The following is a 25,934-nucleotide window of genomic DNA, read 5'->3' as shown; positions in this document are numbered from 1 at the left end:
GGTTTGCGTCAGTTCTGAGCGGGATCCTGACGCGAACCTCTTGATCACCCGGGTGGCCAGGTGGGTGGGAGCGGGACGGGGGCAGTGAGTGGGTCAGGCGGTGTCGGCGTTGGAACGGCCGGCGGGGTCCGGGGCGGCTGGCGAGGGTCGTCGTAGCAGGCCTGGGCCGGCCGACGCGGGTGGGCCGACCGGTTCCCGCTCGACCGGAGCGGGGGCGCCGGCCGGCTCCGAGTGGCTCGGGCCGAGGATCCCCAACGACTCCGGCTCGGCAGGGGCCGGAACGCCGCGAGGCAGCCGGCCCGCCGACGGGCGGACGCCGGAGGGCTCGGCGTCGGCGGGCGAGCCGGCAGTGACGGGGAGGTCGAGCGCGGCGGGATCGCCGAACCGTGCCTCGGCGCCGGTCGCGGGACGCGGACCGTCGAGCCGCTCGGAATCGGCCCCGGGCCGACCCTTGCCGCGGCGCGGCGTTGGCGCCGGCCGGGCCGACAGCAACCGGGGCGGCACCGCCTCGGGGGCGGTCACCGGGGCCAGCCCGGCCACCACGGTGTTGACGATCTCGGCCGCGTAGGAGCCGTCCGGGTCGTAGTCGGGGTCGAAGACGGTCAGCTCGACGCCGAGGCAGTGCGGGGTGTCGACCAATCCGGCGAGCAGGATCTCCAGCTCGGCGAAGGCGATCCCGCCCGGGTCCGGCGCGTCCACGGCGGGCATCACCGCCGGGTCGAGCACGTCCACGTCGATGTGCACCCAGTAGCCCGCGCAGTCGGCGAGCTGTTCGTGGGCCCACTGGGCCGTCCGGGCGGCGCCCTCGGCGCGCAGCGCCGGCACCGGCCGGGTGACGATCCCGGCCGCCTGGAGGTCGAGCCGGTATTCGTCCTGCGCCCGGATGCCGAGCACCACCACGTCGATGTCACGGAAGTAGGGTCGGCGCCCCTCCAGCGCGGCCAGGTCGGCCTGGCCCCGCCCGGTGACCAGGGCCAAATCCTCGCCAGCCGCCGCACCCACGTAGGAGGCGTTGCCGGGGTGCCGGAAGTCGGAGTGCCCGTCCACGAAGACCAGCCCGATCCGCCCGCCGACCGCCTCGCCGAGGCGGTGCATGGCCAGCGCCGAGCCGAGCAGCACGGAGCAGTCGCCGCCCAGCACCACCGGGAACTCCCCCCGGTCGATGATGGAGCCGATCCGCTCGGCGAGCGCCAGCGAGTAGTCGGCGATCTCCCGGGCGTGGCACACCCCGTCGCCGGGCCGCCAGTCACCCGGGTCGTACCGGGGTGGGGTGAGGCAGCCGGCGTCGCGGGCCCGCAGTCGGGCCAGCAGGTCGTGGTCGCGCAGCGCGCCGGGCGCCTTCGCGCAGCCCGGGACCGAGGTGGACGTCGGCGGCCGCAGACCGAGATTTGTCGGCGCGTCGAGGACGGCGATCCGGCGCATCATGAGCTCCCGTCCTCGGTGGTCGGGCGGGCCGGCCGGAACGCCGGCCCGCGCTGGCGTGCTACGAACTCAGAACAGGGCGCTGGCCAGGGCCCGGCGTGCCGAGGCGACCGCCGGATCATCCGGGCCGGCGATGGTGAACAGTGAGACCAGGTGCTGGCGTACCGTCTCGCGGTCCTCGCCGACGGTGCGCCGGACGAGGCTGACGAGCCGGGCGTACGCCTGGTCGGCCAGGCCGCTGAGCACCTCGATGTCGGCGGCGAGCAGTTGGGCCGCCACGTCGTCGGGGGCACTCTCGGCGGCGGCCAGCGCGGTTGCCGGGTCGGCGCCGGCCACCCGGCGGGCAACTCCGACCTGGGCCAGGCCCGCCTCGGCGGCGGCGTCCGCCGGGCTGTCCGCCAGGATCTTGCAGTACGCCCGCTCGGCGGCGTCCAGATCGCCGCTCATCAGGGCGTCGTCCGCCTCGTCGAGGCGGGGGTCCTCCGGCTCGGCGACGGCCACGCCACCGGCCTTGAGCACGGCCTGGATCCACTGGCGCAGCTGCGCCTCGGGCACCACGCCGGAGAAGGCGTCGATCGGCTGGCCACCGACGACCGCGTAGACCATGGGGATGCCCTGGACCCGGAACATCTGGGCGATCCGGGGGTTCTCCTGCACGTCGACCCGTGCCAGCACCCATGTGCCGGCGCTCTCGGCGGCCAGCCGCTCCAGCACCGGGGCGAACTCGTCGCTCTCCGGGAAGCCGGCCGCGCCGAAGAAGACGATGACGGGCATGGCCATCGACCGCTCGAGCACGTCGGCCTGGATGGTCGCCTCGGTGACGTCGACGATGGCGGCGTTACCGCCGGCAGTGGGTGCGCCGGGAGTGCCGGCGGCCGGGCCGCCCTGCGGGGGTGTGCCGGGGCGGGTACTGGCTGGTGCGGGGCCGCGCAGCGTGCTGAGGTCGACCGCGCCGCGGGTGAAGATCGACGAGGTGATCCGTGGGTCGCTCATGGTTACCTAGTCTCGCACGTGAGCCCGCGATCTCCGCTCACCCGCAACTGGGACGTTGCAACTCTCACCCGCACCGCCACAACCCCCGTGATCATGCACTTTCCGCCCCGGAGATGCGGCATCTCCGGGGCGGCACGTGCAGGTTTGGCGGGGTGCGTCAGAAGCGCGCGGGTTCGCGGTACGTGCCCCATTCCGCCCGGAGGGCGTCGCAAATCTCACCGAGGGTGGCTTCGGCGCGGACGGCGTCGAGCATGGCGGGGACCATGTTCTGGTCGGTGCGACTGACGTCGACCATCCGGGCGACCGCCGCGCGGACCGCGGCCTCGTCCCGGGCGCTCTTGCGCTCGGCGAGCACCCGGCGCTGCTCCAGCTCCACCTCGTGCGAGATGCGCAGGATCTCCAGCTCCTTGGCGACCGTGCCGGTGTGGCAGTTGACGCCGACGATCTTCTTGTCGCCCTTCTCCAGCGCCTGCTGGTAGACGAAGGCCGACTCGGCGATGTGCCCGGTGAACCAGCCGTCCTCGATGCCGCGCAGGATGCCGGAGGTCATCGGGCCGATCTGGTGCGGGCCCTCCCCGCCGAGCTGCCGGATCCGGGCGAAGATCTCCTCTGCCTCGGCCTCGATCTTGTCGGTCAGCGCCTCCACGTACCAGGAGCCGCCGAGCGGGTCGGCCACGTTGACCACGCCGGTCTCCTCCATCAGCACCTGCTGGGTACGCAGGGCGATCTCGGCGGACTCGTCGGTGGGCAGCGCCAGGGTCTCGTCCAGCGCGTTGGTGTGCAGCGAGTTGGTCCCGCCGAGCACCGCGGCGAGGGCCTCGACGGCGGTGCGTACGACGTTGTTGACCGGCTGCTGGGCGGTCAGCGACACCCCGGCGGTCTGCGTGTGGAACCGCAGCCAGAGGGCCTTCTCGCTGGTCGCTCCGTAGACCTCGCGCAGCCACCGGGCCCAGATCCGCCGGGCGGCGCGGAACTTGGCGATCTCCTCGAAGAAGTCGACGTGCGAGTCGAAGAAGAAGCTGAGCCCCGGCGCGAAGACGTTGACGTCCAGCCCGCGGCTCAAGCCCAGCTCCACGTAGCCGAAACCGTCGGCCAGGGTGTACGCCAGCTCCTGCGCGGCGGTCGAGCCGGCCTCGCGGATGTGGTAGCCGGAGACCGACAGCGGCTTGTAGCGCGGGATCTCCCGGGCGCAGTACTCCATCAGGTCGCCGATCAGGCGCAGGTGCGGCTCGGGGTCGAAGAGCCACTCCTTCTGCGCGATGTACTCCTTGAAGATGTCGGTCTGCAGCGTGCCGTCCAGCGTGGACAGATCCGCGCCCTGCCGCTCGGCGGCGACCAGGTACATGCAGAACACCGGCACGGCCGGGCCGGAGATCGTCATCGAGGTGGTGACGCCGGCCAGGTCGATGCCGTCGAAGAGCGCCGCCATGTCGGTGGCGGTGTCGATGGCGACGCCGCAGTGGCCGACCTCGCCGAGCGCCTGCGGGTCGTCGGAGTCGCGGCCCATCAGGGTCGGCATGTCGAACGCGACCGAGAGGCCACCACCGCCGGCGCCGAGGATCATCTTGTAGCGCTCGTTGGTCTGCTGGGCGTTGCCGAAGCCGGCGAACTGCCGGATCGTCCAGGTCCGCCCGCGGTAGCCGGTCGGATGCAGCCCCCGGGTGTACGGGTACTCGCCCGGCCAGCCGATCCGCTCGAACCCCGGGTAGGCGGTGCCCTCCGGCGGCCCGTACACCGGATCGACCGGCATCCCGGAGAGCGTGGTGAAGTCCGCGTCCCGCTTGCGCGCGGAGTCGTACCGGGCCTGCCAGCGTGCCCGTCCGGCGGCGATCTCGTCGGCGTCCATGCGCAGGGCTCCTCCTCGGTCCTCGACTGCACGTCGAGTGTAGAGCCCTTGCCTGAACGATCGCTAAGTCGCGTCGTACTGGCGGGTAACCTGAGCTGCGCCGATGGTCAGACGGCCGGCGTCGCCGGTCCGCCCATCGCCACGTCGTCGACCCGGATGTTGACCTCGTCCACCCGCAGCCCGTACGCCTCGACCGCCTCGGTGACCCGGGCCCGCACCTGGCCGGTGATCTCCGGCACCGGCTGACCGGCCTGGATGACCAGCACCAGGTTGACCACGGCCGCGTCCCCGGTCACGTGCGCCGAGCAGCCCCGCCGGGCATCGCCCACCTGGTCCAGCCCGACCCGGTCGAGGACCGAGTTGAAGAACCGGGCGACGTCCCCGCCCATCTCGGCCACCCCGGGCACCGCGCGGGCCGCCGCGACGGCGATCTTCTCGATCACCTCGTCGGAGACCTGCGTCGACCCGCCAGCCACCGATGGCACCGTGGTGAGCTCCTGCGTCGCCTCGTGGTTCACGTCCCGCTCCCCTGCTCCTCGCGCCACCGCGCCGGCACCCCGGCCGGCCCCCACCGCCGTGGGGCGGTGCGAGCCTACAAGGACGCCGGGACACGAGGGTGTCCCCGGTGGACGGTCAGCGGGCGACCTGGGTCAGCAGAGCGTCCGACGCCGCGTACGGGTCGAGGGCGCCCTCGGCGACCTTCGCGGCGAGCGCGGGCAGCTCCGTACCGTCGCGCAGGGAACCGATCCGGGCGCGGAGCACGCCGAGCGCGATGGCCTCGATCTCGGCTGCGGCCCGCGCCTCCTGGCGGCGGCGCAGCTCACCGTGCTCGACCAGCCAGCCACGGTGCTTGTCGATCGCGGCGGCGATGTCGTCGATGCCCTCACCGCGCGCGGCGACCGACCGGACCACCTGCGGCCGCCACATCCCCGGGCCGCGCTCACCGAGGGCGATCATGCCCTGGATGTCGCGGACGGTGGCGTCGGCGCCGTCCCGGTCGGCCTTGTTGACCACGAACACGTCGGCGATCTCCAGAATGCCGGCCTTGACCGCCTGGATCGCGTCGCCCATGCCGGGGGCGAGCAGCACCAGCGTGGTGTCGGCCAGCGAGGCGACCTCCACCTCGGCCTGCCCGACGCCGACGGTCTCCACCAGCACCACGTCGCAGCCGGCGCCCTCCAGCACCCGGACCGCCTGCGGCGTCGCCGCGGCCAACCCGCCGAGGTGCCCCCGGCTGGACATCGACCGGATGTAGACGCCCGGGTCGGTGGCGTGGTCCTGCATCCGCACCCGGTCACCGAGGATCGCGCCGCCGGTGAACGGGCTGGACGGGTCGACCGCCAGCACGCCGACCCGGTGACCGCGCGCCCGCAGCGCGCGGACCAGCTCGTTCGTGGTGGTCGACTTGCCCACGCCGGGCGAGCCGGTCAGCCCCACCACCTGGGCCTGGCCGGCGTACGGCGCCAGGGCCGCGGCGATCTCCGGCAGCAGCTCGTCGCCGTTCTCCACCAGCGTGATCAGTCGGGCCACCGCGCGGGGGTCACCCGCGCGGGCCCGCTCGACCAGCAGCGGTACGTCCCGGGTCCGGCGCACCGACGGTGCACCGGCCGCCGGAACGTGCTCGACCGCTTCACTCACTGGCTGGTCTCAGCCTTTCCCGGTACATGGATGATCAGGGCGTCCCCCTGGCCGCCGCCGCCACAGAGCGCCGCCGCGCCGGTGCCGCCGCCACGCCGCTTCAACTCCAGCGCGAGCGTGAGCACCAGCCGGGCGCCGGACATGCCGATCGGGTGCCCCAGCGCGATCGCGCCGCCGTTGACGTTGACCTTGTCCGGGCTGATGCCCAGGTCACGGGTGGACTGGATGCCAACCTGGGCGAACGCTTCGTTGATCTCGATGAGGTCCAGGTCCTCGACGCTCAGGCCGCCCTTCTTCAGGGCGTGGTTGATCGCGTTGGACGGCTGCGAGTGCAGGGAGTTGTCCGGGCCCGCCACGTTGCCGTGCGCGCCGATCTCGGCCAGCCAGGTCAGCCCCAGCTCCTTGGCCTTCGCCATGCTCATCACGACCACCGCGGCGGCGCCGTCGGAGATGGGCGAGGAGCTGCCGGCGGTGATGGTGCCGTCCTTGGTGAACGCGGGACGCAGCTTGGCCAGCGACTCGACGGTGGTGTCCGGGCGGATGCCCTCGTCCTCGCTGATCACCAGCGGGTCGCCCTTGCGCTGCGGGATCACCACGGGGGTGATCTCGTCGGCGAAGTGGCCGTTCTTCTGGGCGGCGGCGGCCCGCTGGTGGCTGGCCGCTGCGAAGGCGTCCTGCTCCTCGCGGGGGATGCCGTGCTTCGTGCCGAGCCGCTCGGTGGACTCGCCCATCGAGCAGCAGTCCCAGGCGTCGCTGAGCCCGTCGTGCGCCATGTGGTCCTTGACCACCACGTCGCCGTACTTGTAACCGGAGCGCTGGCCGAGCAGCAGGTGCGGGGCGTTGGTCATCGACTCCATGCCGCCGGCCACCACGATGTCGAACTCGCCGGCCCGGATGAGCTGGTCGGCCAGGGCGATCGCGTCCAGGCCGGAGAGGCAGACCTTGTTGATGGTCAGCGCCGGCACGGACATCGGCACGCCGGCCTCGACCGCCGCCTGCCGGGCCGGGATCTGACCGGCGCCGGCCTGCAGCACCTGCCCCATGATCACGTACTGGACCTGATCCGGGCTGACGCCGGCGCGCTCCAGCGCCGCCTTGATCGCGATCCCGCCGAGCTTCGTGGCCGGGAGGTCCTTGAGGTTGCCCAGCAGCCGCCCCATCGGGGTCCGCGCGCCGCTGACGATCACCGAAGCCATGCCTGCCTCCGAGGGGGGTGCCGAGCTGTACGCCTTAACGATTGTTCGGCCAGACTAGCGCCATGGCTGAGAACTCCCCCGCCGAGCCCGGTGCGGACTACGTCACAGACATCGGGCTTCGCAAGATTGACCACGTCGGGATCGCCGTGGCCGACCTGGACGCCGCGATCGACTTCTACCAGCGAACGTTCGGAATGCGCTGCGTGCACACCGAGACCAACGCTGAGCAGGGCGTCCGGGAAGCGATGCTGGCCGTCGGGCCGACCGCCGAGGGCGGGTGCGTGCAGTTGCTCGCCCCGCTCACCCCGGAGTCGACGATCGCCAGGTTCCTGGACCGCAACGGGCCGGGCGTGCAGCAGGTCGCGTACACCGTGGTGGACATCGACGTGGCCTGCGCCGCGCTGCGGGCGCGCGGAATGCGGCTGCTCTACGACGCGCCGCGGCGCGGCACCGCCAACTCCCGGATCAACTTCGTGCACCCCAAGGACGCCGGCGGCGTCCTGGTCGAACTCGTCGAACCCGCCACCACCCACTGACCGTGCAAGGAAGGGCCCCTTCTTATCGCCTCGTGTATAGGAAGGGGCCCTTCCTAACACCGCCGCGGCGGCTCGGAGGCCGGTGCGCGAGCGCGTGGGTGCGCGGTTGACGGGGTGCTCGGACACCTTCACGCATCGGCGGATGCAGTTTTTCACAGAGGACTTCCGGCTTTAGCTACCGTTCAGTAACGTCCCGGCTCACAGGAGCGCGACCGGTGCCGGATGTGTCGAATGCCGACATGGCGGTCGCGCCCACCGGCGCCGACGATGGCAGCACCCGGGCCCGTGCGGGTGCGGATGAACCGGAGGTCACCGTGCAGGACATCCTCGAAGCGATCATGGCGGCGGAGGAATCAAGCGATCCGGACCGCGAACTCGCCGGCGTCGGCGGGCTGCCCGTTCCGGAGAGCTACCGGGGCGTGGTCGTCCGCGCCGAAGAGGCCCGGATGTTCGACGGCATGGCCACCCGGGACAAGGACCCCCGCAAGGCGCTGCACGTGCAGGAGGTGCCGACGCCGGAGTTGGGGCCGGGCGAGGCGCTGGTGGCGGTGATGGCCAGCGCGATCAACTACAACACGGTGTGGACCAGCATCTTCGAGCCGCTGCCCACCTTCAAGTTCCTCCAGCGCTACGGCCGGATCTCGGAGCTGACCCGCCGGCACGACCTGCCGTACCACGTGGTCGGCTCGGACGCGGCCGGCGTGGTGCTGCGCACCGGCCCCGGGGTGACCCGGTGGGCCGCCGGCGACGAGGTGGTCGCGCACTGCCTCTCCGTCGAGCTGGAGGACGCGGCCGGGCACGACGACACCATGCTCGACCCGCAGCAGCGGATCTGGGGCTTCGAAACCAACTTCGGTGGGCTGGCCGAGCTGGCCGTGGTCAAGGCCAACCAGCTGATGCCCAAGCCGCGACACCTGAGCTGGGAGGAGGCGGCCAGCCCCGGGCTGGTCAACTCCACCGCGTACCGGCAGCTCGTCTCGCACCACGGCGCGAACATGAAGCAGGGCGACGTGGTGCTGATCTGGGGCGCCTCCGGCGGTCTCGGCGGGTACGCCACCCAGATGGCGCTGAACGGCGGGGCGATCCCGGTCTGCGTCGTCTCCTCGCCGGAGAAGGCCGAGCTGTGCCGCCGGATGGGCGCGGAGCTGGTCATCGACCGGGCGGCGGAGGGTTTCCGGTTCTGGAAGGACGAGGAGACCCAGGACCCGGACGAGTGGAAGCGCTTCGGCGAGCGGATCCGCGAGCTGACCGGCGGCGAGGACCCGGACATCGTCTTCGAGCACCCCGGCCGGGAGACCTTCGGCGCGAGCGTCTACGTGGCCCGGCGTGGTGGCACCATCGTCACCTGCGCGTCCACCAGCGGCTTCCAGCACCAGTACGACAACCGGTACCTGTGGATGCACCTCAAGCGGATCGTCGGCAGCCACTTCGCCAACTACCACGAGGCGTGGCAGGCCAACCGCCTGGTCGCGCTCGGCAAGGTGCACCCGACGGTGTCCCGGACCTACCCGTTGGAGCAGACCGGTCAGGCGGCGTACGAGGTGCACCGCAACGCCCACCAGGGCAAGGTCGGCGTGCGCTGCCTCGCCCCCGCCGACGGGCTGGGCGTACGCGACGGGGAGCTGCGGGCCCGGCACGAGGACGCGATCAACCGCTTCCGGGGGCACTGATCGGCACCCCCGGTCCGGGGCACTGACCGGGCCGCCGGCCGGACGGACGAGCCCCGGACGGCCAATGGGGTGAACGGCCATTGTTCTTCCAACGCAATAGCGGGATACCCACCCGGATCGAACAAAGGGCCACGGGCACGTCCCGTGGCCCTTTTTCGCGTCACGCTGCGTGGCGTCCGACCCGCCCGGGACCTGCCAAGATCGCCCATTGGTCCGGCCTCGCTGAGCGTGGGAGTTGACCATGTAAAGAGGACACGAAAGCTGCGCACCGCTCTTGCGAAGCACCCTGGGGCGTCTGCCAGTATGTCCCAATGCCCCAGCAGCAGTCCTCCCCTCTCGCGTTCTTCGATAACGCGAACTCGCAGCCAGATTTCACCGTTGGCCTGCGCGGATACAACACCCACCAGGTCGACGACTTCATCGGCCGGATGACGGCCGCGCTGACCCAGTCCGAGCAGGCACGTGCCGAGGCCGAGCAGCGGATGAACGACGCCCAGCGTCGGCTCCGCCAAGCCGAACAGCGCATGAGTGCGCTGGAGCAGAAGCTCACCGACACGAACAAGCAGCTCGAGGAGAACAGCCGGCCCACCCTCTCCGGGCTCGGCACCCGCGTCGAGCAGATCCTCCGGCTCGCCGAGGAGCAGGCCAACGACCACCGCAACGAGGCCAAGCGCGAGTCGGAGGGCATCCTCTCCGCCGCCCGCCTCGAGGCTCGTGAGATCACCGACAAGGCCCGCGCCGAGGCCGCCGCGATGAAGGCCAGCGCCGAGCGCGAGGCCGGCAACCTGCGCACCGCCGCCGAGCGCGAGGCCGCCGAGGTCCGGGTGCAGGCCCGCCGCGAGGCCGACACGCTGCGCGCCGACGCCGACCGCGAGACCAAGCAGCTGCGTACCGTCACCGCGCACGAGGTGGCCGAGCTGAAGTCGACCGTGGAGCGGGAGGTGGCCACCCTCCGGGCCACCGCCGAGCGCGAGATCACTCAGCAGCGGGCCAAGGCGGCCCGGGAGGCCGAAGAGAAGCGCGCCGAGGCGACCAAGCTGCTCACCGACGCGCGGGACAAGCGCGACAAGGACCTCCAGGCCCTGGAGCTCCAGTTGGCCGAGCGGCGCGAGAAGTCCGAGCGCGAGGAGTCCGAGCGGCACGCCGCCCAGGTGGCGCAGACCCAGAAGATGGTCAGCGAGGCCGAGCAGCGCGCCCGGGCCGCGCAGGAGCGTGCCAAGGAGATCGAGCAGCGCGCCGAGGCCCGCCGGGTCGAGTCGGAGCGCAGCGCCAACGAGACGATCGACAAGTCCAAGGCGCTGTCCGAGAAGACGTTCAACGAGGCCAAGGCCGAGTCGCAGCGCCTGCTCACCGAGGCCCGCACCGAGGCGGAGCTGACCACCCAGGCCGCCCGCCGCGAGGTCGAGGACCTCACCCGGCAGAGGGACGCGGTCACCTCGCAGCTCGGTCAGATGCTCTCCGGGCTCGCCGGCATCGTCCCCGGCGTTCCGGCGGCGAAGCCGGAAGCCAAGCCGGAAGCCAAGAAGGCCGACGGCGGTCAGGAGCGGGTGACCGCGGAGACCGCCGGCTGACCCGAGGCGTCAGGTCGGGGCATCGACGGCGCGAGGTGACACCGGGTGACCGGTGACACCTCGCGCCGTATGCGTTTCCCACCCCTTGACATCCCGCTCTGCGTACGGAGTGAAGTAGCTCCCACAAGGGGCGTCCGTATCGCCCCAGCCGGGCCCGATGCGTGTGAGGATGGGGGCATGTCGCACGGCGAGGAACTGTTTGCACTCGGCGGGGACGTGACCACGGAGCCCAGCTTCGAGTCCGCTCTGCGGGGTTACGAGAAACGACAGGTCGACCGGTACGTGGCGCGTGCCGAGCACGAGATCGCCACCCTCGCCGCCGAACGGGAACAGGCGTACACACAGATCCACAAGCTCGCCGGCCAGGTCGAGGTGCTCCAGCGGGACCTCGCCCAGGTGCGCAAGCAGATGAACGTGGTGGACCGCGCCTCGTTCCGACACCTCGGCCCCCGGGTCGAGTCGATCCTCACCCTCGCCGAGGAGCAGGCTGAGCAGATCCTCTCCACGGCGAACGAGGAGATCGAGGCCCGTCGCGCCGCCGCCGAGCACATCATCGAGGAGGCCCGCGAGCAGGCCGCCCGGGCACTGAAGGATTTCGAGATCGCTCTCGCCGCCCGGCGCGCGGAGGAGGAGCGGCACAGCGCCGCCCGCCGCGCCGAGGCGGAGTCGACCCTGCGGTCGGCCAAGGACGAGTCGGAGAAGCTGCGCAAGACGGCGCAGGACGCGCTGGCGAAGGCCCAGCAGGAGGCCACCCAGCTGCGGGACACCGCCAAGGAAATCCACACCCGGGCCCAGCAGGAATCCACGAAGCTGCGCGAAACGGCCCGCGAGGCGCTGGCCACCGCCCGGCAGGAGGCCGGCGAGCTGCGCGAGGCCGCCAAGGAGGTGCACGCCAAGGCCCTTCAGGAGGCCAAGCGGCTCACCGACACGGCGACCGAGGCCGGCCGGGCCACCCACGCCAAGGCGCAGCGGGAAGCCAAGCAGATCATCGACGACGCGTCGATGGCCGGGCGGGCCACCCGGGCGAAGGCCCAGCAGGAGGCGGAGCGGGTGGTCACGCAGGCCACCGAGTCGGCCAAGCGCAGCCGGACCGAGACCGAGTCGTACGTGCAGCGGATGCGCAGCGAGACCGAGGCGTACGTGCAGCACGCGCGGGCGCAGACCCAGCAGGAGCTGGGCGCCTGGCGGGCCGGGGTGGAGCAGGAGGTCAACTCCCGACGGGAGACGGCCGACCGGGAGCTGGCCCAGCGGCGGTCCGCCGCCGAGCAGGAGTTCGCCAAGCGCCGCGACGAGCTGGAAAAGCAGTACAAGTCCCGCCTGCACGAGCTGGAGACCGGCTTCACCAGCCGTCAGCAGGAGCTGGAAACCACGTTCGGCGGCCGCCAGCAGGAGCTGGAGACGGGCTTCACCACCCGTCGCGACCAGTTGGAAACCGAGTACTCCAGCCGCAAGAACGAGCTGGAGACCGAGTACGCCACCCGCAAGAACGAGATCGAGCAGGGCGCCGCGGCGGTCCGCCAGGCGGCTGAGCAGGACGCACTGACCATGCGCCTGCGGGCCGAGGAGGAGGCCACCACGCTGCTGAGCCGGTCCGAGACCGAGGCGGGCGACAAGCGCCGCGAGGCGGACGAGCATGTCGCGGCTTCCCGCCGCCAGTTCGAGGAGTACGCGGCCACCACGCAGCAGCACCTGGCCACCACCCAGCAGCACCTGGCGGCCACCCAGCAGGAGGCGGCCGCCGGCCGGCAGCAGCTCGCCCAGGTGATGCTGGAGATCGCCCAGGCCCAGCAGCAGCTCGCCGACCTGCGGCAGGAGACCTGGAAGTCCCGGCAGGAGTCCGACGAGCTCCAGCGTCAGGTGGCCGAGCTGCGGTTGCAGAGCGCCACCGTTCCGGCCGCCGGCGACGGCCCGGCCACCAGTCCCGCGCCCGCCGCAGCGGCCACCGGAGCCGCACCCGCCAGGACGGCGAACGGCGTGGCCGCCGGGACCGCTACGACGGCGAACGGCACGGCAACCGCCGGGGCCGGCACGGCCAACGGGATCAAGGCCGATCCCGCCGACGCCGCGCGGCCCGCCGGCCCCGCACAGCCCGGCGACGCCGGACAGCCCGCCGACGCCCGACAGCCGGCTGATGCCGCCCGCCCGACCGAGGCCGGACAGCCCGCCGACGCCGGACAGTCGGCGGACGCCGGGGACGAGCCGGAAACGGACTCCGGGCAGACCAGGACCAAGCCGGTCGCCGAGCCGGTGACCACTGTCGACGGCGGCGGGGCCAGCGCCGGGGTGGACGGCGAGCCGACCGTGGCCGCTGTCCCAGGGGAGGGCGGCCGGGGCGCCAAGCCGACCAAGATCACCAGCACCGGCGAGAACGGCAAGCGTCCCAGCAAGCCGACCACCGACGAGCGCAGCGCCAAGCCCAGCAAGGTCACTGTCGAGAAGGACTGACCGGTACGGCGACACCGCGCGCCCGCGCACGAGTCACGGCAAACTTGGACAGTTTCCGTTCACGCGTAACGGAAACTGTCCAAGATCTGTGTGCCGGGAGCCGGGTGTCAGATCAGGGCCCGGTGGCGGGCGGGTCGATGACCGGACGGCGGAACGGGCCCCAGGCCACGAAGCGTTCGAACAGCTCCCGTGGTGTCGGCCCGCCGTAGGGGTTGAGCTGGTACAGGTCATGCGCCGCCTCGTGATAGAGCCCGGCCAGGTAGATGGTCAGGGCCGCCGGGTCCGCGTCGAACTCCGCCTTCAGCAGCAGCCGAGCCTCCGCGCACGGCCACGGCCGGCCGTCGGCACGGCAGCACCACATCGGCCGCAGCGGGGTGTGCGGCGTCCGGTCACCGCAGGGTCGGGGATGCGAGGGGTACGGCCCGAGCCGCGGCTGTGGCAGCCCGGACCTCGGCGTACGGGCTGGGTGCGGCCGGCCGGAGTCCGGCGAGCAGCCAGCGGACGACCTCGGCGCCGGCCCGGCGCGCAGGGACCGTCCGAGGCGGCCGGCGCGGCTGGAGCGGGGCATGGGGTACCTCCTCGGCTGGGGCACGGGACGCGTACGGCGGCCCGGCGCGGTGGGGGACCGGAGTGACCGGCAGCAGATCCGGTACGTGACAGTCTGCTGATCGCACCGCTACGGTCGGAAGGCGTCGGCGCTTCCCCAGGCGTGACTGCGTCGGTGACGCGACCCGCCGGGCGAGCCGGTGGAGAGGACCTGCGACCTGCGGAGGCACTGTGGAAGGCGACGCCGCGCCGACGGCCGACATGATCCGCGCTCAACTGCGGCGGCTGCGGACGGCCGCCGGGATGAGCCAGGAGGAGTTCGGCCGGCTGGTGCACTACTCCGGCTCGATGGTGTCCGCTCTGGAGCTGGGTCAGCGTCCGCTGGACCGGCTGTTCCTGGCCCGCGCCGACGAGGTGCTGGCCACCGGCGGCCTGCTGGTCTACCTGCTCAAGCTCGCCGAGCGGGACGGCCAGCCGAGCTGGTTCCGACCCTGGCTGGACGCCGAGCGCAGCGCCCGCCAGCTGCGCTGCTTCCAGCCCACACTGATCCCCGGCCTGCTACAGACCGAGAACTACGCCCGCGCGGTCATTCGGTGCGACGACCTGCTCAGCGACGACGAGGTGGAACGTCGGGTGCACGCCCGGCTGGACCGACAGTCGCTGCTGATCCAGCCGGAACCGCCGCAGTTCATCGCGGTCGTCGACGAGTTGGTGCTGCGGCGTGCCGGGGAGGACGTGCGAGGGCTGTTGGTCGAGCAGATCACGCATCTGGTCGCCAGCCTGGAACGGCCACACATCAGTCTGCACATCATCCCGGCCGAGGTCGGGCTGCACGTCGGCCTGTCGGGGCCGTTCAATCTGGCGCGGGGCGAGGACGGTGGTTGGGTGGGCCACATGGAGCACCAGATTGACGGCCTCGTCGTCGATGGCGACCATGAGGTGGCTACGCTGCTGGCTCGCTGGGAGATGATCAGGAACAGTGCGCTGTCCCGCCGGCAGTCGATCGAGCTGATGAAGGAAGTTGTGACCTCATGGACCTGACCGACGCCCGGTGGCGGACGTCCAGCCGGAGCGGCAACGGAGAGTGTGTCGAGGTGGCGGACAATCTGCCCGGGGTGGTGGGCGTGCGAGACAGCAAGGACCCGACCGGCCCGGTGCTGGTGTTCGCGCCGTCCGCCTGGCGGGCGTTCGTCGCCGTCGCCCGTCGCCCCACCGTCTGACCCGGGAGGTCCCTGGTGCCGCAGCACGGCCCGCCGGCCGACGATCCGGACGCAACCCCCGCTCCCCCGCCGGCCGGTCCCCCGGCGGCCGAGACGCCACACCCGGTGCCGATCCCCGGCCCGGGCGTCGACCCGGACGAGCCGCCGGCCGTCCCGTCCGGCAAGTTCGGTACGCCGGGGCGTCCGCTGCGGCGCAGCAGCTTCCTGCTCGGCTTCACGGGCGCGCTCGGCGTGCTGCTGGCGTACACCCTCTATCTGGGGATTCGTAACGCCGGCGGCATCCTGGTGCTGGTGGTGATCGCGCTCTTCCTGGCGGTCGGTCTCTACCCGGCGGTGGCCCGGCTGCGCCGCTGGGGGCTGCCCCACGGCCTGGCGGTCGCGGTGGTGGCGCTGACCGTGGTGCTGCTGCTCTGCGGCGGCGTGGTGGCGCTGGTCCCGCCGATCGTGACCCAGTCCGGGCAGTTCATCGACCAACTGCCGACGTACGTCGAGGAGCTGCGCCGAAACCCGACGGTCAACGACCTGGTGGAGCGGTACGACCTGGTGAAGCGGGTGCAGGGTGCGGTCAACGCGGGCACCGTCGGCCGGGCTCTCGGCGGGGTGCTCGGCGGCGCCCAACTGATCTTCGGCACGGTGTTCCGGGCGTTGACCGTGCTGGTGCTGACCATCTACTTCCTGGCGTACTTCAACCGGCTGCGTTCTCTGGGCTACGCGCTGGTGCCCCGGACGCGACGCGAGCGGGTGCAGCTGATCGGCGACGAGATCCTGGCCAAGGTGGGCGCTTACATGGTCGGCGCGCTCAGCATCGCGGTGCTGGCCGGCGCGACCACCTTCGTCTTCGCGTTGATCGTCGGGTTGCTGTACCCCTTCGCGCTGGCCGTGGTGGTCGCGGTGACCGACCTGATCCCGCAGATCGGCGCCACCCTGGGTGCGGTGGTCGTGAGCCTGGTCGGCTTCGCCACCGACCTGCCGACCGGCATCGCCTGCGCGGTCTTCTTCCTCATCTACCAGCAGGTGGAGAACTACCTGATCTACCCGAAGGTGATGCGACGCTCGGTGGAGGTCAACGAGGTGGCCGCCCTGCTGGCCGCGCTGCTCGGGGTGGCGCTGCTGGGCGTGGTGGGCGCGCTGATCGCCATCCCCACGGTGGCCGCGCTGCAACTGATCCTGCGCGAGGTGGTGCTGCCCCGCCAGGAGACCCGCTGAGCCGTGCGGGTCAGTCCGCCCGGCCGGCGGGCGGACCGGGAACGGGCGTGTCGGCGAACGAGGCCACCGTCCGGTCGGCGTACGCGCTGACGTCGCCGGTCTCCATCGGGCCGTCCCAGGTCGTCGGCAGAGGCACCTCGACCGCCGGGTTCACCCGGCGGACGATCTCGTCGAGCACCGTCTCCGCGTCACCGACCCAGAGGTGCTTGGCGTTCGGCACGCCCACCACCTCGGCCTGCGGAACCGCGGCGAACCGCTCCCCGGCCTCGGCCGGGCGCAGGTAGTCGTCGAACTCCGGCACCAGGGCCACCAGCGGGCGACCGGAGCCGGCCCAGGTGGCCAGATCCTCGGGAGCCGAGAAGCGCAGCGGCGGGGAGAGCAGGATCGCGCCCGCCACCGCCGGGTCGCAGCCGTACTTGAGCGCCAGGTCGGTGCCGAACGACCAGCCGACCAGCCAGATGTTGGGCAGCTCGGCGAACTCCGCGTACTCGATGGCGGCGGCCACGTCGTAGCGCTCGCCGACGGCCTCGTCGAAGGCCCCCTCGCTGGTGCCGCGCATGCTGCTGGTCCCCCGGGTGTTGAACCGGAGCACGGCCACGTCGGCCAGCGCCGGCAGCCGCCAGGCCGCCTTGCGGAACACGTGGCTGTCCATCATCCCGCCGTGGGTGGGCAGCGGGTGCAGGCAGACCAGGGTGGCCGCCGGCGGCCGGTCGACCGGCAGTGCCAGCTCACCGACCAGCCGCAGACCGTCGGCGGTGTGCAACTCGATGTCCTCCCGGCGACCGGGCAGGACCGACGACGCGCGGATCGGTGTGCTCACCCGTCAAGTCTGGCGCGAAGCCGCCGCCTTCGCCCGCCCGGGCGCGAACAGGGTGATCCAGATCGCTCAGCCGTGGCGCGGGGCGCCCCGGCCGCGCTGCGCCGCCGGGCCACGCCGCTCCCGTGCGCGCCAGCAGCCGCTGTGCCAGTGCCGCCGGTCGGTCAGGTCACCCAGGCCGTCCGCCGGCCAGGCCACCAGGTGCGCCACCCCGGGCCGGATCTCCTGGTCACAACCGGGGCAGCGGTACGTCTTGACCGACGCGCCCGCGCCGATCCCGCGTACCTGCCAGGCGCCGTCGGTCCACTGCTGCACCGAGGCGACGCCCTGCCGGACACGGTCGGCGTCCAGGTTGGCGTTCTCGTCCCGGCGAGGGCGGTTGCGACGGGGGCTCACAACTACCAAGCGTACGGTCCGTCGGGCGGGACGACCTCGCGGCCGGCCCCGCCCGACGCAGAGATCACTCAGACGCCGCCGGGACCGTCCGGCGTTGACCCGGTCAGCGGTGCGAGTGGTCGCGGAAGCCCCGGCGGGTCTTGCGGCCCAGGTAGCCGGCGGTGACCAGGTGCTCCAGCAGCGGCGCGGGCGCGAAGCCCGGCTCGCGCAGCTCCAGGTACAGCTCCCGCTGAATGGCCAGCGAGACGTCCAGCCCGACCACGTCGAGCAGCTCGAACGGGCCCATCGGGTAGCCGCAGCCCAGCTTCATCGCGTGGTCGATGTCGTCGGCCGTGGAGTAGCTGGCCTCCAGCATCTTCACCGCGTCGTTCAGATACGGGAAGAGCAGCGCGTTCACGATGAACCCGGACCGGTCGCCGCACACCACGCCGGTCTTGCCCAGCGCGGCACACACCGCCCGGGCGGTCGCCGTGGTCTCCGGGGAGGTACGGATGGTGCGGACCACCTCGACCAGCGGCATGATCGGCGCCGGGTTGAAGAAGTGCAGCCCCACCACGTCGGCGGGCCGCTGGGTGGCCATCGCCACGTCGATCACCGGCAGGGACGAGGTGGTGGTCGCCAGCACCACGCCCGGCTTGCAGATCTCGTCGAGGCTGGCGAAGAGCGCCTTCTTCACGCTCAACTCCTCGACCACCGCCTCGACCACCAGGTCGACGTCGGCGAGGTGGTCGAGCGTGGCCGACCAGCTGATCCGGCCCAGGGCGGCGTCCCGGTCGGCCTCGGCGAGCTTGCCGCGCACCACGCCCTTGTTCAGCGAGGTCTTCACCGCCTCGCACACCTTCGCGGACTTCTCCGCGCCCCGGGTCACCGAGATGACCTCGTAGCCGGCCTTCGCGAAGACCTCGATGATGCCGGTGGCCATCGTCCCGGAGCCCACCACGCCCACCTTGGCGATGGCGCGCGCGCCGTCGGCGAGCGCGGCCTCCGTGGCCAGCGGCGTCGCCTCGTCGGGTACGACCACCGGGGAACCGGGCCGTTCGTAGGTGTAGAAGCCTCGGCCGGACTTCCGGCCCAGCAGCCCCGCGGTGACCATCTGCTTGAGCAGCGGCACCGGGGCGTGCCGGCGGTCCCGCCCGCCGCGCCGGTACATGGTGTCCAGGATCTCGTACGCGGTGTCCAGGCCGATGAGGTCCATCAACGCCAGCGGACCCATCGGCAGGCCACAGCCGAGCTTCATCGCGGCGTCGATGTCCTCCCGCGTCGCGTAGTGCGACTCGAACATCCCGACCGCGTGGTTCAGGTAGCCGAAGAGCAGCGCGTTGGCGATGAAACCGGCCCGGTCGTTGATGGTGACGTCGACCTTGCCGAGCCGTGCGCAGAGCGCCTCCACGTCGGCGACCACCTCGGCCGAGGTGACCACGGTCCGGACCACCTCGACCAGCTTCATCACCGGCGCCGGGTTGAAGAAGTGGATGCCGATGACCTGGTTGGGCCGGTGGGTGGCCACCGAGATCTCGGTGACGCTCAACGAGGAGGTGTTGGTCGCCAGGATCGCCTCGGGCTTGCAGACCCGGTCCAGCTCGGCGAAGATCCGCTGCTTCAGGTCCAGGTGCTCGGGCACCGCCTCGATGACCAGGTCGACGGAGTGCAGCGCGTCCAGCCCGACCGCGAAGTGCACCCGGCCGAGCAGCGCGTCCCGGTCCTCCGGTGCGAGCTTGCCCTTGGCCACCGCCCGGTCCGTGGAGCCGGTGAGGTTGACCCGGCCACGCTCCAGCGCCGGCTCGGAGATCTCCACCGCGACGACGTCGATGCCGTTGCGGGCGAAGACCTCGACGATGCCGGCACCCATGGTGCCCAGCCCCACCACACCCACGGTGCTGAACTCGCGCGCCACGACCGGCCTCCCCAGACACTCCGCACGGCCACTGAACGGCCGCTAAGGTTATGCGCGCGAGTCTGCCACGTGACGCTGGGTTGTCGAGACGCCGTGGCATATTTCACCCACGACGCCACCGGCCGCCCGGCTGGCCGGGCCTGCACTCAGCCGGCCGGGACGGCGGTCAACGCCAGCAGCTCCGCGACGAACTCCGCCGGGCGCTCCAGGTGCGGGCTGTGCCCGCAACCGGGCAGCACCACCTCGTGGTACGCGCCGCCGGCCGCCGCGTACCGCTCCAGCACCGCCCGGGTCTGACCGACCATCGGCTGCGGCGGGCACTCCGCCGCACCGGGCCACCCCGGTACGGCACCCAGCGAGCCCAGGTACGCCAGGTCGAACAGCGAAGTGTCCGAGACGATCACGTCGGCGTCACCGCGTACCCAGGTGACCGGAGGCTTGTCGGCGACGGCCACCAGCTCGTCGGCGAGCCGGAACCAGGTCGGCGCGAGCGCGTTGAGCACCCCGCGCTCCCCCGGCGCCACGCCCGGCCAGTTCTCCGAGGACGCCGCCGTGCCGGGGTAGTTGTCGTCCCCCGTGACGGTGGAGAGCAGGCTGTCGAGCAGCAACTCCTCGTCGCCGCCCAGCGACGACGGATCGGCCACATAGGTCGCTCGCAGCACGGCACGCGGGCTGGTCTGGGCCTCGGTGCCGCGATCACCCGCGGTGAGCCGGGCGACGAAGTCCGGGTTCGCCGTGCCGGCACCGGTACCGGCGAAGTCGGGCGTCGTCGGCGTGCCGGCCAGGTCGCGGGTGCCACCGAAGCCGTACGGGGAGACCGGCGCGGCGAGCAGCAGCGCGCCCACCCGGTGCGGGTGGTCGACCAGCAGTCGCATCGCCACGCCCCCGCCGAGGGAGTGCCCCACCACCACCGGGCGGGCGTCGGCCGCGCCGAAGAACGTCGGGTCCTCCAGCAGCGCGGCCACGTCGTCGGAGAAATCCCGAAGACCCCGGGTCGCGTCCACCGGGGCGGTCTCCGAGGCGCCGTAACCACGCAGGTCCGGCGCGACCACCCGCAGCGTCGGCGGCAGCCGCCGGACCAGCGGCTCCCAGAACAGGGCGGACGAGCAGTTGCCGTGGATCAGCAGCACCGGAGTGCCGTCCGGCGGGCCCGCCACGCGTACCGCCTGGGTGATGCCGTTCGCTGTCACGGTCCGCTGCTCGGTCTCCACCCGCGGCATGCTGCCACCCCGGTCCGCGCCGGTCCAGGTGCCCGGCAGCCATCCCGGGTGCGCCCCGGGTGTGGGCCCGCACCAACCACGACGTCCTTTTACTCAGCGACGTGCGGTGGGCGGCGTGGCCAGCGGCAGCGGCAGCGTCGGCCGGACGTCACGCCGGGACGGGCCGAAGCTGAGCCCGACCGGATCGGTGTGGGCCACTCCCGGATCGAACAGACGCAGCTCGGTGCGGCCGAGCCGGATCACATCGCCGTCGGAGAGGAGTTCCACCTCGGTGATCCGGCGGTCGTTGAGCCAGGTGCCGTTGGTTGAGCCCAGGTCGCGCAGTGCCGGGCCCTCCGGCGCCCGCCACACCGCCGCGTGCTGCCGGCTCAGGTGCGGGTCGTTGATGACGACGTGACCGGTCGGCGCCCGACCGATCACCTGCGCCTCGGCCCGCAGACGAAAACTCGCCCCGCGCATCGACCCACCCGCGACCGTCAACAGCGGCATCAGTTCCGGATGTTCCTCCATGGACAGCCAGCCCTCCACCCCACACGACTACGCCGCGCGCCAGCCTGCCATCAGACGGTAATCGTCAATACCGACCGGCCGGTCAACTCCTCGCCACCTCCCGGCCATCTCCCGTTCGACGGTTCGGGCGGGCGGGATCCGAGCAGAGGGCCTGACCTGCTCTGATCAACGAGCGGGCGGCCCGATGCGACTCCCGTCCCGCCGGGCCGAATCGCGGCCTACCGGCGAGTAATCTTCGGGTCTAGACTTCCGCCATGACGGCTGTGCAGATCCCCGGCAACCCGGTCATCGAGGCAGGCCAACTGGTGTCCACCAGCCCCGCCACCGGCGTCGAGGCCGGTCGCCTCCCGGTCGCCACCGACGCCGACGTCCGGCGGGCCGTCGAGCGCGCCCGCACCGCCGGCGAATGGTGGGCCGGGCTGGGCTTCACCGGCCGCCGCGAACGGCTGCTGCGCTGGCGCGCCCTGCTCGCCAAGCGGATCGAGCAGCTCGCCGAGCTGGTGCACGTCGAGGGCGGCAAGCCGGTCGCCGACGCCATCGTCGAGATCGTCACCGCGATCGAGCACATCGACTGGGCCGCCCGCAACGCCGGCCGGGTGCTCGGCCCGCGCCGGGTGCGGTCCCGGCTCATCCTCGCCGAGTTCTCCGGGCACCTCGAATACCAGCCGTACGGCGTGGTCGGCGTCATCGGGCCGTGGAACTATCCGGTCTTCACCCCGATCGGCTCCGCCGCGTACGCGCTGGCCGCCGGCAACGCCGTCGTGCTCAAGCCGAGCGAGTACACGCCCGCGGCCGGCCAGTGGCTGGTGGACAGCTTCGCCGAGGTCGTACCCGAGCAACCGGTGTTCACCGCCGTGCACGGGCTGGGCGGCGTGGGCGCGGCGCTGTGCCGTTCCGGGGTGAACAAGCTCGCCTTCACCGGCTCCACCGCCACCGCCCGCAAGGTCATGGCCGCCTGCGCCGAGACGCTGACCCCGGTGCTCATCGAGGGCGGCGGCAAGGACGCCATGATCGTCGACAGCGACGCCGACCTGGACGCCGCCGCCGAGGCGTGCGTCTGGGGCGGAATGACCAACGCCGGCCAGACCTGCATCGGCATCGAACGGGTGTACGCCGTCGACCAGGTCTTCGACACCTTCGTCGACAAGGTGGTGGCCCGCGCGGGCCGGCTGACCGTCGGGCCCGAGGGCACCGACATCGGCCCGATCACCATGCCCGGCCAGGTCGACGTGATCCGCCGCCACATCGAGGCCGCGGTCAACTCCGGCGGGCGCGCCGTGCTGGGCGGCCCGAGCGCGGTGCAGCCGCCGTACGTGCACCCGACCGTGCTGGTGGACGTACCGGAGGACTCGGCCGCCGTCCGCGAGGAGACCTTCGGGCCGACGCTCACCATCAGCCGGGTCCGCGACGCCGACGAAGCCGTCGCCCGGGCCAACGCGCTCGCGTACGGCCTGGGTGGCTCGGTCTTCGGTCGGCGGCGCGCGGTTGCCATCGCCCGACGGCTGCGCTCCGGGATGGCCTCGGTCAACTCCACCCTCACCTTCGCCGGGATGTCCACCCTGCCGTTCGGCGGGGTCGGTGACTCCGGCTTCGGGCGGATCCACGGCGAGGACGGACTGCGCGAATTCGGCCGGGCCAAGGCGATCACCCGCCGGAGGGCCCGGTCGCTGCTGCCGTCCATGACCTTCGAGCGGACCCCGACCGACGTCGCCCGACTCGTCAAGGCCATCAAAATGATGTACGGCAGGTGAGTGTCGGATAACCGATCTCCACCGAGATCGACGCATCCACATGTTTGGACACGGTATTCGCGGCGGTACATTGCGTTAAATGGGCCCTAATCGATTGCGCTACCGCCTTGTCGACAGTGACCGGTCGTGGAGCGCCCGGCAGCGGCGGCGTCGCTCGGACTGGCTCGCACGCACGTTCCCGACGATCGGCGACATGCACGTGGTCGATCTCGGCGGCCGGCTCGGCACCTGGAATCGCGCCACCATCCGGCCCACTCGGGTGACCGTGGTCAACCTGGAGCAACCGCCCACCGTCGTCCCAGAGTGGGCCCACGTCGTACAGGCCGATGCCTGCGACCTGCCGCCGCAGGTCACCAACGGCGACTTCGACCTGGTCTTCTCCAACTCGGTGCTGGAGCACGTGGGCGGGCACGAACGCCAGCCGCGGTTCGCCGCGGCAGTCCACTCGTTGGCCGAACGGCACTGGGTGCAGACGCCCTACCGCTACTTCCCGATCGAGCCGCACTGGATCGCGCCCGGAATGCAGTTCCTGCCGGTCCGGCTTCGCACCGCGGTCGCCCGACGGTGGCCGCTAGGCCACAAGCCGACCCGGAGCCACGACGCCGCCATCCACCAGGTGCTCTGGACCGAACTGCTGGACCGGTCGCAGATGCGCCACTACTTCCCCGACTCGCGGATGCTCGTCGAGCGGGTGGCCGGCCTACCCAAGTCGCTGATCGCGGTGCGAACCGGGGAGTGAACCGGTCAGAAGAGGGTCAACTCGTCCTTCTCGATGCCCCGCAGCTTGTCGTAGTCCACGACCACGCACCGGATGCCCCGGTCGGCGGCGAGCACCCGCGCCTGCGGCTTGATCTCCTGCGCGGCGAAGACCCCGGTGACCGGGCTGAGCAGCGGGTCGCGGTTCATCAGTTCGAGATAGCGGGTGAGCTGCTCGACCCCGTCGATCTCACCGCGCCGCTTGACCTCGACCGCGACCGCACCGGAGTTGGCGTCCCGGCAGAGCAGGTCGACCGGGCCGATCGCCGTCATGTACTCGCGGCGGACCAGCGTGTACCCGTCGCCCAACACGCTCGGGTTGGCCGCCAGCAACTCCTGGAGATGCGCCTCCACCCCGTCCTTGCGCAGGCCGGGGTCCACCCCCAACTCGTACGAGGTGTCCTGGAAGATCTCCTCAAGGGTGATCCGCAGCTCCTCGCCAGCCTTGTTGACCACCCGCCACACGCCGGGGGCCTCCTCCAGCCGACACGGCGGGCTCATCCAGTTCAACGGCTTGTACGCCCGGTCGTCGGCATGGATCGACACCGACCCGTCCGCCTTCACCATCAGCAGCCGGGTCGCCAGCGGCAGGTGAGCCGAGAGCCGTCCGACGTAGTCCACCGAGCACTTCGCAATGACCAACCGCACCCGACGAGGGTAGCCGAGCACCCACCGGTCGCCACCGAGCGGCACTGGCGCGTCGATGGGATGCTGAGATGGTGCTCGAAGTCCTCACCGGTACCGGTCTCGCCGCCTCGGCGGGCCTGAACGCGTACATACCCCTGCTCACCCTCGGTCTGCTCGCCCGCTACACCGACCTGATCGACCTGCCCAGCGGCTGGACATGGCTCGGCAACGGCTGGGTCGTCGCCATCCTGGCCCTGCTGCTCGCCGTCGAGATGGTGGCGGACAAGGTGCCGGTGGTCGACCACATCAACGACGTGGTGCAGACCGTGGTCCGACCCACCGCCGGCGGCCTGGCCTTCGGCGCCGGATCGTCGTCGGAGACGGTGACGGTCACCGACCCGGGCAGCTTCTTCTCGTCGCACCAGTGGGTGCAAGTGGTCACCGGCGTTCTGCTCGCGTTCGGCGTACACCTGCTCAAGTCCGCAGCGCGGCCGGTAGTCAACGCGACCACCGCCGGGTTCGGCGCCCCAGTGGCCAGCACCGCCGAGGACGCCACCAGCGTGGTGGTCTCCCTGGTGGCGATCATCCTGCCGGTGCTGGTGCTCGCCTTCCTGCTCGGCCTGGTGGCGTTCGTCTACTGGTTCCTACGCCGACGCTCCGAACGCCGCCGGGAACGCGAGGCAGCACGCGCCGCCGGCTTCCGCGTCTGACGAGCCGCGGGCCGCGGGCCAGGGCGTTCCCGCCGGTCCAGACATGCCGCTGGCCGGCACCCCGGGGTGGGGTGCCGGCCAGCGGTCGATGTCGTGCGGTGGTGCGGTGGGTCAGCTGTTCCAGTGCTGGGCGACCAGGTCGGTGGCCTGCTGCTCCCACTGGGCGTAGGCGTCGGGGTAGGCCGAGACCTGCACGGTCTGCGCGGCGTCGGTCAACGCCATGTCCTGCCACCCGTCAACCTGCTTCAAACCCTTGAGGAACGCGGTGGTGGAGTACTCGGGGTTGGTGATCTGCTCGGGCGTGCCCCAACCACTGGTCGGGCGCTGCTGGAACAGGCCCAGCGAGTCATGGTCGTTGGCGTCGCCGAGGTGACCCAGGTTCTCCAGCTTCGACTCCTGCAGACTCGTGGCGATCGAGATCACCGCGGCCCGCTCAGGCAGACCAGCCTTCTTCGTCGCCGCGATGATCGCCTTCACATTGCCGGTCTGCTCGTCGTTCAGGTCGATGTGCGACTGCGCGCCCTGCACCTTGGCCGTCTGCACCGCGACCGCGACCGGCTTGCCATCCACGGGGGTGGCGGCGTGCGCGGCGATCGGACCGGCGAACACGCCACCGGCGAACGCGAGACCAGCAACAGACAGCATGCTCTTACGAATAATCGTGTTCATGAGAGGTCAGCTCCTTCAGGGGGGTAGACACCCACACGCCCGAGGGGGACGGCGCAAGGATGCGAGCACCTCGTCCGGCGCTTCCAACTGCAAGGGGGGAAAGTCATCGTCGGCGGCCTACGGGCGGGGGCTCGTGGCGCCGGGACTGTATGTAACGACCGCCGGGCCGCCGGCATTCCGGGGGTGGCCCATCCATCGGCACCCCGGTGAGCGGGGGCTCCGTTCCAGCGGCCCCCGAGTGAGGGGGTCGGTCAGGGGTCTGCAACGACCGGCCACCCGCGGGCATTCCAACCCG

24 protein-coding genes are annotated in these 25,934 nt (G+C 71.9%); 10 read left to right on the top strand and 14 right to left on the bottom strand.

Features of this window, described 5'->3' with window-relative positions; genetic code table 11:
- Positions 1 to 93: 93 nt before the first annotated feature.
- The 6 genes from ACWD6N_RS02590 to ACWD6N_RS02565 form a co-directional block, all read right to left on the bottom strand.
- A complete protein-coding gene (locus ACWD6N_RS02590) occupies positions 94 to 1,425 on the bottom strand; it encodes an arginase family protein (protein ID WP_387326075.1) in 1,332 nt (443 codons plus the stop codon).
- A gap of 66 nt (positions 1,426 to 1,491) precedes the next feature.
- Positions 1,492 to 2,415, bottom strand: a complete 924-nt coding sequence (locus ACWD6N_RS02585; protein ID WP_387326072.1) for a tetratricopeptide repeat protein — start codon at positions 2,413 to 2,415, stop codon at positions 1,492 to 1,494.
- 157 nt (positions 2,416 to 2,572) lie between these two features.
- Positions 2,573 to 4,261, bottom strand: coding sequence for an acyl-CoA mutase large subunit family protein (locus ACWD6N_RS02580; RefSeq protein ID WP_387326069.1), 1,689 nt, complete (start codon positions 4,259 to 4,261; stop codon positions 2,573 to 2,575).
- A gap of 107 nt (positions 4,262 to 4,368) precedes the next feature.
- Positions 4,369 to 4,779, bottom strand: a complete 411-nt coding sequence (locus ACWD6N_RS02575; protein ID WP_354963876.1) for an Asp23/Gls24 family envelope stress response protein — start codon at positions 4,777 to 4,779, stop codon at positions 4,369 to 4,371.
- 115 nt (positions 4,780 to 4,894) lie between these two features.
- On the bottom strand, positions 4,895 to 5,899 hold the full coding sequence (meaB, locus tag ACWD6N_RS02570) for a methylmalonyl Co-A mutase-associated GTPase MeaB (protein WP_354963875.1): 1,005 nt from the start codon (positions 5,897 to 5,899) through the stop codon (positions 4,895 to 4,897).
- The gene (locus ACWD6N_RS02565; protein WP_387326065.1) at positions 5,896 to 7,095 is read right to left on the bottom strand and encodes an acetyl-CoA C-acetyltransferase; all 1,200 of its coding nucleotides are present in this window, start codon (positions 7,093 to 7,095) and stop codon (positions 5,896 to 5,898) included. The genes meaB and ACWD6N_RS02565 overlap by 4 nt, the downstream gene beginning before the upstream one ends.
- 62 nt (positions 7,096 to 7,157) lie before the next feature.
- Here ACWD6N_RS02565 and mce point away from each other — a divergent pair, with 62 nt between their 5' ends.
- The 4 genes from mce (at position 7,158) to ACWD6N_RS02545 (ending at position 13,317) form a co-directional block, all read left to right on the top strand.
- Positions 7,158 to 7,631: a methylmalonyl-CoA epimerase gene (mce, locus tag ACWD6N_RS02560; protein WP_354963873.1), complete on the top strand. Its 474-nt coding sequence runs from the start codon at positions 7,158 to 7,160 to the stop codon at positions 7,629 to 7,631.
- Positions 7,632 to 7,945: 314 nt separating this feature from the next.
- Positions 7,946 to 9,301, top strand: coding sequence for a crotonyl-CoA carboxylase/reductase (gene ccrA / locus ACWD6N_RS02555; protein WP_387326222.1), 1,356 nt, complete (start codon positions 7,946 to 7,948; stop codon positions 9,299 to 9,301).
- A gap of 311 nt (positions 9,302 to 9,612) precedes the next feature.
- Positions 9,613 to 10,872 (top strand): cell division protein DivIVA, encoded by a 1,260-nt coding sequence (locus tag ACWD6N_RS02550; RefSeq protein WP_354963872.1) that lies wholly within the window; start codon positions 9,613 to 9,615, stop codon positions 10,870 to 10,872.
- Between the two features lie 177 nt (positions 10,873 to 11,049).
- Complete coding sequence (locus ACWD6N_RS02545) at positions 11,050 to 13,317, top strand: coiled-coil domain-containing protein (RefSeq protein WP_387326061.1); 2,268 nt, start codon at positions 11,050 to 11,052, stop codon at positions 13,315 to 13,317.
- A gap of 112 nt (positions 13,318 to 13,429) precedes the next feature.
- Here the strand turns inward: ACWD6N_RS02545 and ACWD6N_RS02540 are convergent, their stop codons facing one another.
- The gene (locus ACWD6N_RS02540) at positions 13,430 to 13,759 is read right to left on the bottom strand and encodes a hypothetical protein (RefSeq protein WP_354964015.1); all 330 of its coding nucleotides are present in this window, start codon (positions 13,757 to 13,759) and stop codon (positions 13,430 to 13,432) included.
- Between the two features lie 365 nt (positions 13,760 to 14,124).
- On the opposite strand from ACWD6N_RS02540, the gene ACWD6N_RS02535 reads away from it, so the two are divergent.
- Genes ACWD6N_RS02535 through ACWD6N_RS02525 form a run of 3 tightly spaced genes read left to right on the top strand, consistent with a single transcriptional unit; the run spans position 14,125 to position 16,289 of the window.
- Positions 14,125 to 14,904: a helix-turn-helix domain-containing protein gene (locus ACWD6N_RS02535; protein WP_387326218.1), complete on the top strand. Its 780-nt coding sequence runs from the start codon at positions 14,125 to 14,127 to the stop codon at positions 14,902 to 14,904.
- The gene (locus ACWD6N_RS02530) at positions 14,895 to 15,083 is read left to right on the top strand and encodes a DUF397 domain-containing protein (protein ID WP_354963869.1); all 189 of its coding nucleotides are present in this window, start codon (positions 14,895 to 14,897) and stop codon (positions 15,081 to 15,083) included. Before ACWD6N_RS02535 ends, ACWD6N_RS02530 begins: the two co-directional genes overlap by 10 nt.
- A 15-nt stretch (positions 15,084 to 15,098) precedes the next feature.
- Positions 15,099 to 16,289, top strand: a complete 1,191-nt coding sequence (locus tag ACWD6N_RS02525) for an AI-2E family transporter (protein ID WP_387326058.1) — start codon at positions 15,099 to 15,101, stop codon at positions 16,287 to 16,289.
- Between the two features lie 10 nt (positions 16,290 to 16,299).
- On the opposite strand, the gene ACWD6N_RS02520 is transcribed toward ACWD6N_RS02525, so the two are convergent.
- The 5 genes from ACWD6N_RS02520 to ACWD6N_RS02500 all read right to left on the bottom strand — a co-directional run bounded on the left by ACWD6N_RS02520 (position 16,300) and on the right by ACWD6N_RS02500 (position 21,126).
- Complete coding sequence (locus ACWD6N_RS02520; RefSeq protein WP_354963868.1) at positions 16,300 to 17,109, bottom strand: alpha/beta hydrolase; 810 nt, start codon at positions 17,107 to 17,109, stop codon at positions 16,300 to 16,302.
- A 66-nt stretch (positions 17,110 to 17,175) separates the two neighbouring features.
- Positions 17,176 to 17,502, bottom strand: a complete 327-nt coding sequence (locus ACWD6N_RS02515) for a hypothetical protein (protein WP_354963867.1) — start codon at positions 17,500 to 17,502, stop codon at positions 17,176 to 17,178.
- 103 nt (positions 17,503 to 17,605) lie between these two features.
- A complete protein-coding gene (locus tag ACWD6N_RS02510; RefSeq protein ID WP_354963866.1) occupies positions 17,606 to 19,396 on the bottom strand; it encodes a 3-hydroxyacyl-CoA dehydrogenase family protein in 1,791 nt (596 codons plus the stop codon).
- A gap of 146 nt (positions 19,397 to 19,542) precedes the next feature.
- The gene (locus ACWD6N_RS02505) at positions 19,543 to 20,616 is read right to left on the bottom strand and encodes an alpha/beta fold hydrolase (protein ID WP_354963865.1); all 1,074 of its coding nucleotides are present in this window, start codon (positions 20,614 to 20,616) and stop codon (positions 19,543 to 19,545) included.
- Between the two features lie 93 nt (positions 20,617 to 20,709).
- A complete protein-coding gene (locus ACWD6N_RS02500) occupies positions 20,710 to 21,126 on the bottom strand; it encodes an FHA domain-containing protein (protein ID WP_354963864.1) in 417 nt (138 codons plus the stop codon).
- Between the two features lie 254 nt (positions 21,127 to 21,380).
- Here ACWD6N_RS02500 and ACWD6N_RS02495 point away from each other — a divergent pair, with 254 nt between their 5' ends.
- Together ACWD6N_RS02495 and ACWD6N_RS02490 are read left to right on the top strand one after the other, a co-directional pair.
- Complete coding sequence (locus ACWD6N_RS02495; RefSeq protein ID WP_354963863.1) at positions 21,381 to 22,877, top strand: aldehyde dehydrogenase family protein; 1,497 nt, start codon at positions 21,381 to 21,383, stop codon at positions 22,875 to 22,877.
- 79 nt (positions 22,878 to 22,956) lie between these two features.
- Positions 22,957 to 23,616, top strand: a complete 660-nt coding sequence (locus ACWD6N_RS02490) for a class I SAM-dependent methyltransferase (RefSeq protein WP_354963862.1) — start codon at positions 22,957 to 22,959, stop codon at positions 23,614 to 23,616.
- 5 nt (positions 23,617 to 23,621) lie between these two features.
- Here ACWD6N_RS02490 and nucS read toward each other — a convergent pair whose 3' ends face one another.
- Entirely contained in the window at positions 23,622 to 24,281 is a 660-nt protein-coding gene (gene nucS, locus ACWD6N_RS02485; protein WP_354963861.1) for an endonuclease NucS, read from the bottom strand.
- A gap of 71 nt (positions 24,282 to 24,352) precedes the next feature.
- On the opposite strand from nucS, the gene ACWD6N_RS02480 reads away from it, so the two are divergent.
- Positions 24,353 to 24,970 carry a DUF4126 domain-containing protein gene (locus ACWD6N_RS02480; RefSeq protein WP_354964013.1) on the top strand — a complete coding sequence of 206 codons (618 nt, stop codon included), beginning with the start codon at positions 24,353 to 24,355 and terminating at the stop codon, positions 24,968 to 24,970.
- 111 nt (positions 24,971 to 25,081) lie between these two features.
- On the opposite strand, the gene ACWD6N_RS02475 is transcribed toward ACWD6N_RS02480, so the two are convergent.
- Entirely contained in the window at positions 25,082 to 25,639 is a 558-nt protein-coding gene (locus ACWD6N_RS02475) for a hypothetical protein (RefSeq protein ID WP_387326051.1), read from the bottom strand.
- Positions 25,640 to 25,934: the final 295 nt, after the last annotated feature.

This window comes from Micromonospora sp. NPDC005163, from assembly GCF_053599835.1.
Note: the sequence above shows the minus strand (reverse complement) of the source record. Positions and strands in the feature narration are given on the sequence as shown.

Excerpts from the sequence above, each read along its gene's own strand:
- ACWD6N_RS02590 (WP_387326075.1), bottom strand. The coding sequence starts at position 1,425 with ATGATGCGCCGGATCGCCGTCCTCGACGCGCCGACAAATCTCGGTCTG.
- ACWD6N_RS02585 (WP_387326072.1), bottom strand. The coding sequence starts at position 2,415 with ATGAGCGACCCACGGATCACCTCGTCGATCTTCACCCGCGGCGCGGTC.
- ACWD6N_RS02580 (WP_387326069.1), bottom strand. The coding sequence starts at position 4,261 with ATGGACGCCGACGAGATCGCCGCCGGACGGGCACGCTGGCAGGCCCGG.
- ACWD6N_RS02565 (WP_387326065.1), bottom strand. The coding sequence starts at position 7,095 with ATGGCTTCGGTGATCGTCAGCGGCGCGCGGACCCCGATGGGGCGGCTG.
- mce (WP_354963873.1), top strand. The coding sequence starts at position 7,158 with ATGGCTGAGAACTCCCCCGCCGAGCCCGGTGCGGACTACGTCACAGAC.
- ACWD6N_RS02550 (WP_354963872.1), top strand. The coding sequence starts at position 9,613 with ATGCCCCAGCAGCAGTCCTCCCCTCTCGCGTTCTTCGATAACGCGAAC.
- ACWD6N_RS02545 (WP_387326061.1), top strand. The coding sequence starts at position 11,050 with ATGTCGCACGGCGAGGAACTGTTTGCACTCGGCGGGGACGTGACCACG.
- ACWD6N_RS02535 (WP_387326218.1), top strand. The coding sequence starts at position 14,125 with ATGATCCGCGCTCAACTGCGGCGGCTGCGGACGGCCGCCGGGATGAGC.
- ACWD6N_RS02530 (WP_354963869.1), top strand. The coding sequence starts at position 14,895 with ATGGACCTGACCGACGCCCGGTGGCGGACGTCCAGCCGGAGCGGCAAC.
- ACWD6N_RS02505 (WP_354963865.1), bottom strand. The coding sequence starts at position 20,616 with ATGCCGCGGGTGGAGACCGAGCAGCGGACCGTGACAGCGAACGGCATC.
- ACWD6N_RS02500 (WP_354963864.1), bottom strand. The coding sequence starts at position 21,126 with ATGGAGGAACATCCGGAACTGATGCCGCTGTTGACGGTCGCGGGTGGG.
- ACWD6N_RS02495 (WP_354963863.1), top strand. The coding sequence starts at position 21,381 with ATGACGGCTGTGCAGATCCCCGGCAACCCGGTCATCGAGGCAGGCCAA.
- ACWD6N_RS02490 (WP_354963862.1), top strand. The coding sequence starts at position 22,957 with ATGGGCCCTAATCGATTGCGCTACCGCCTTGTCGACAGTGACCGGTCG.
- ACWD6N_RS02475 (WP_387326051.1), bottom strand. The coding sequence starts at position 25,639 with ATGAACACGATTATTCGTAAGAGCATGCTGTCTGTTGCTGGTCTCGCG.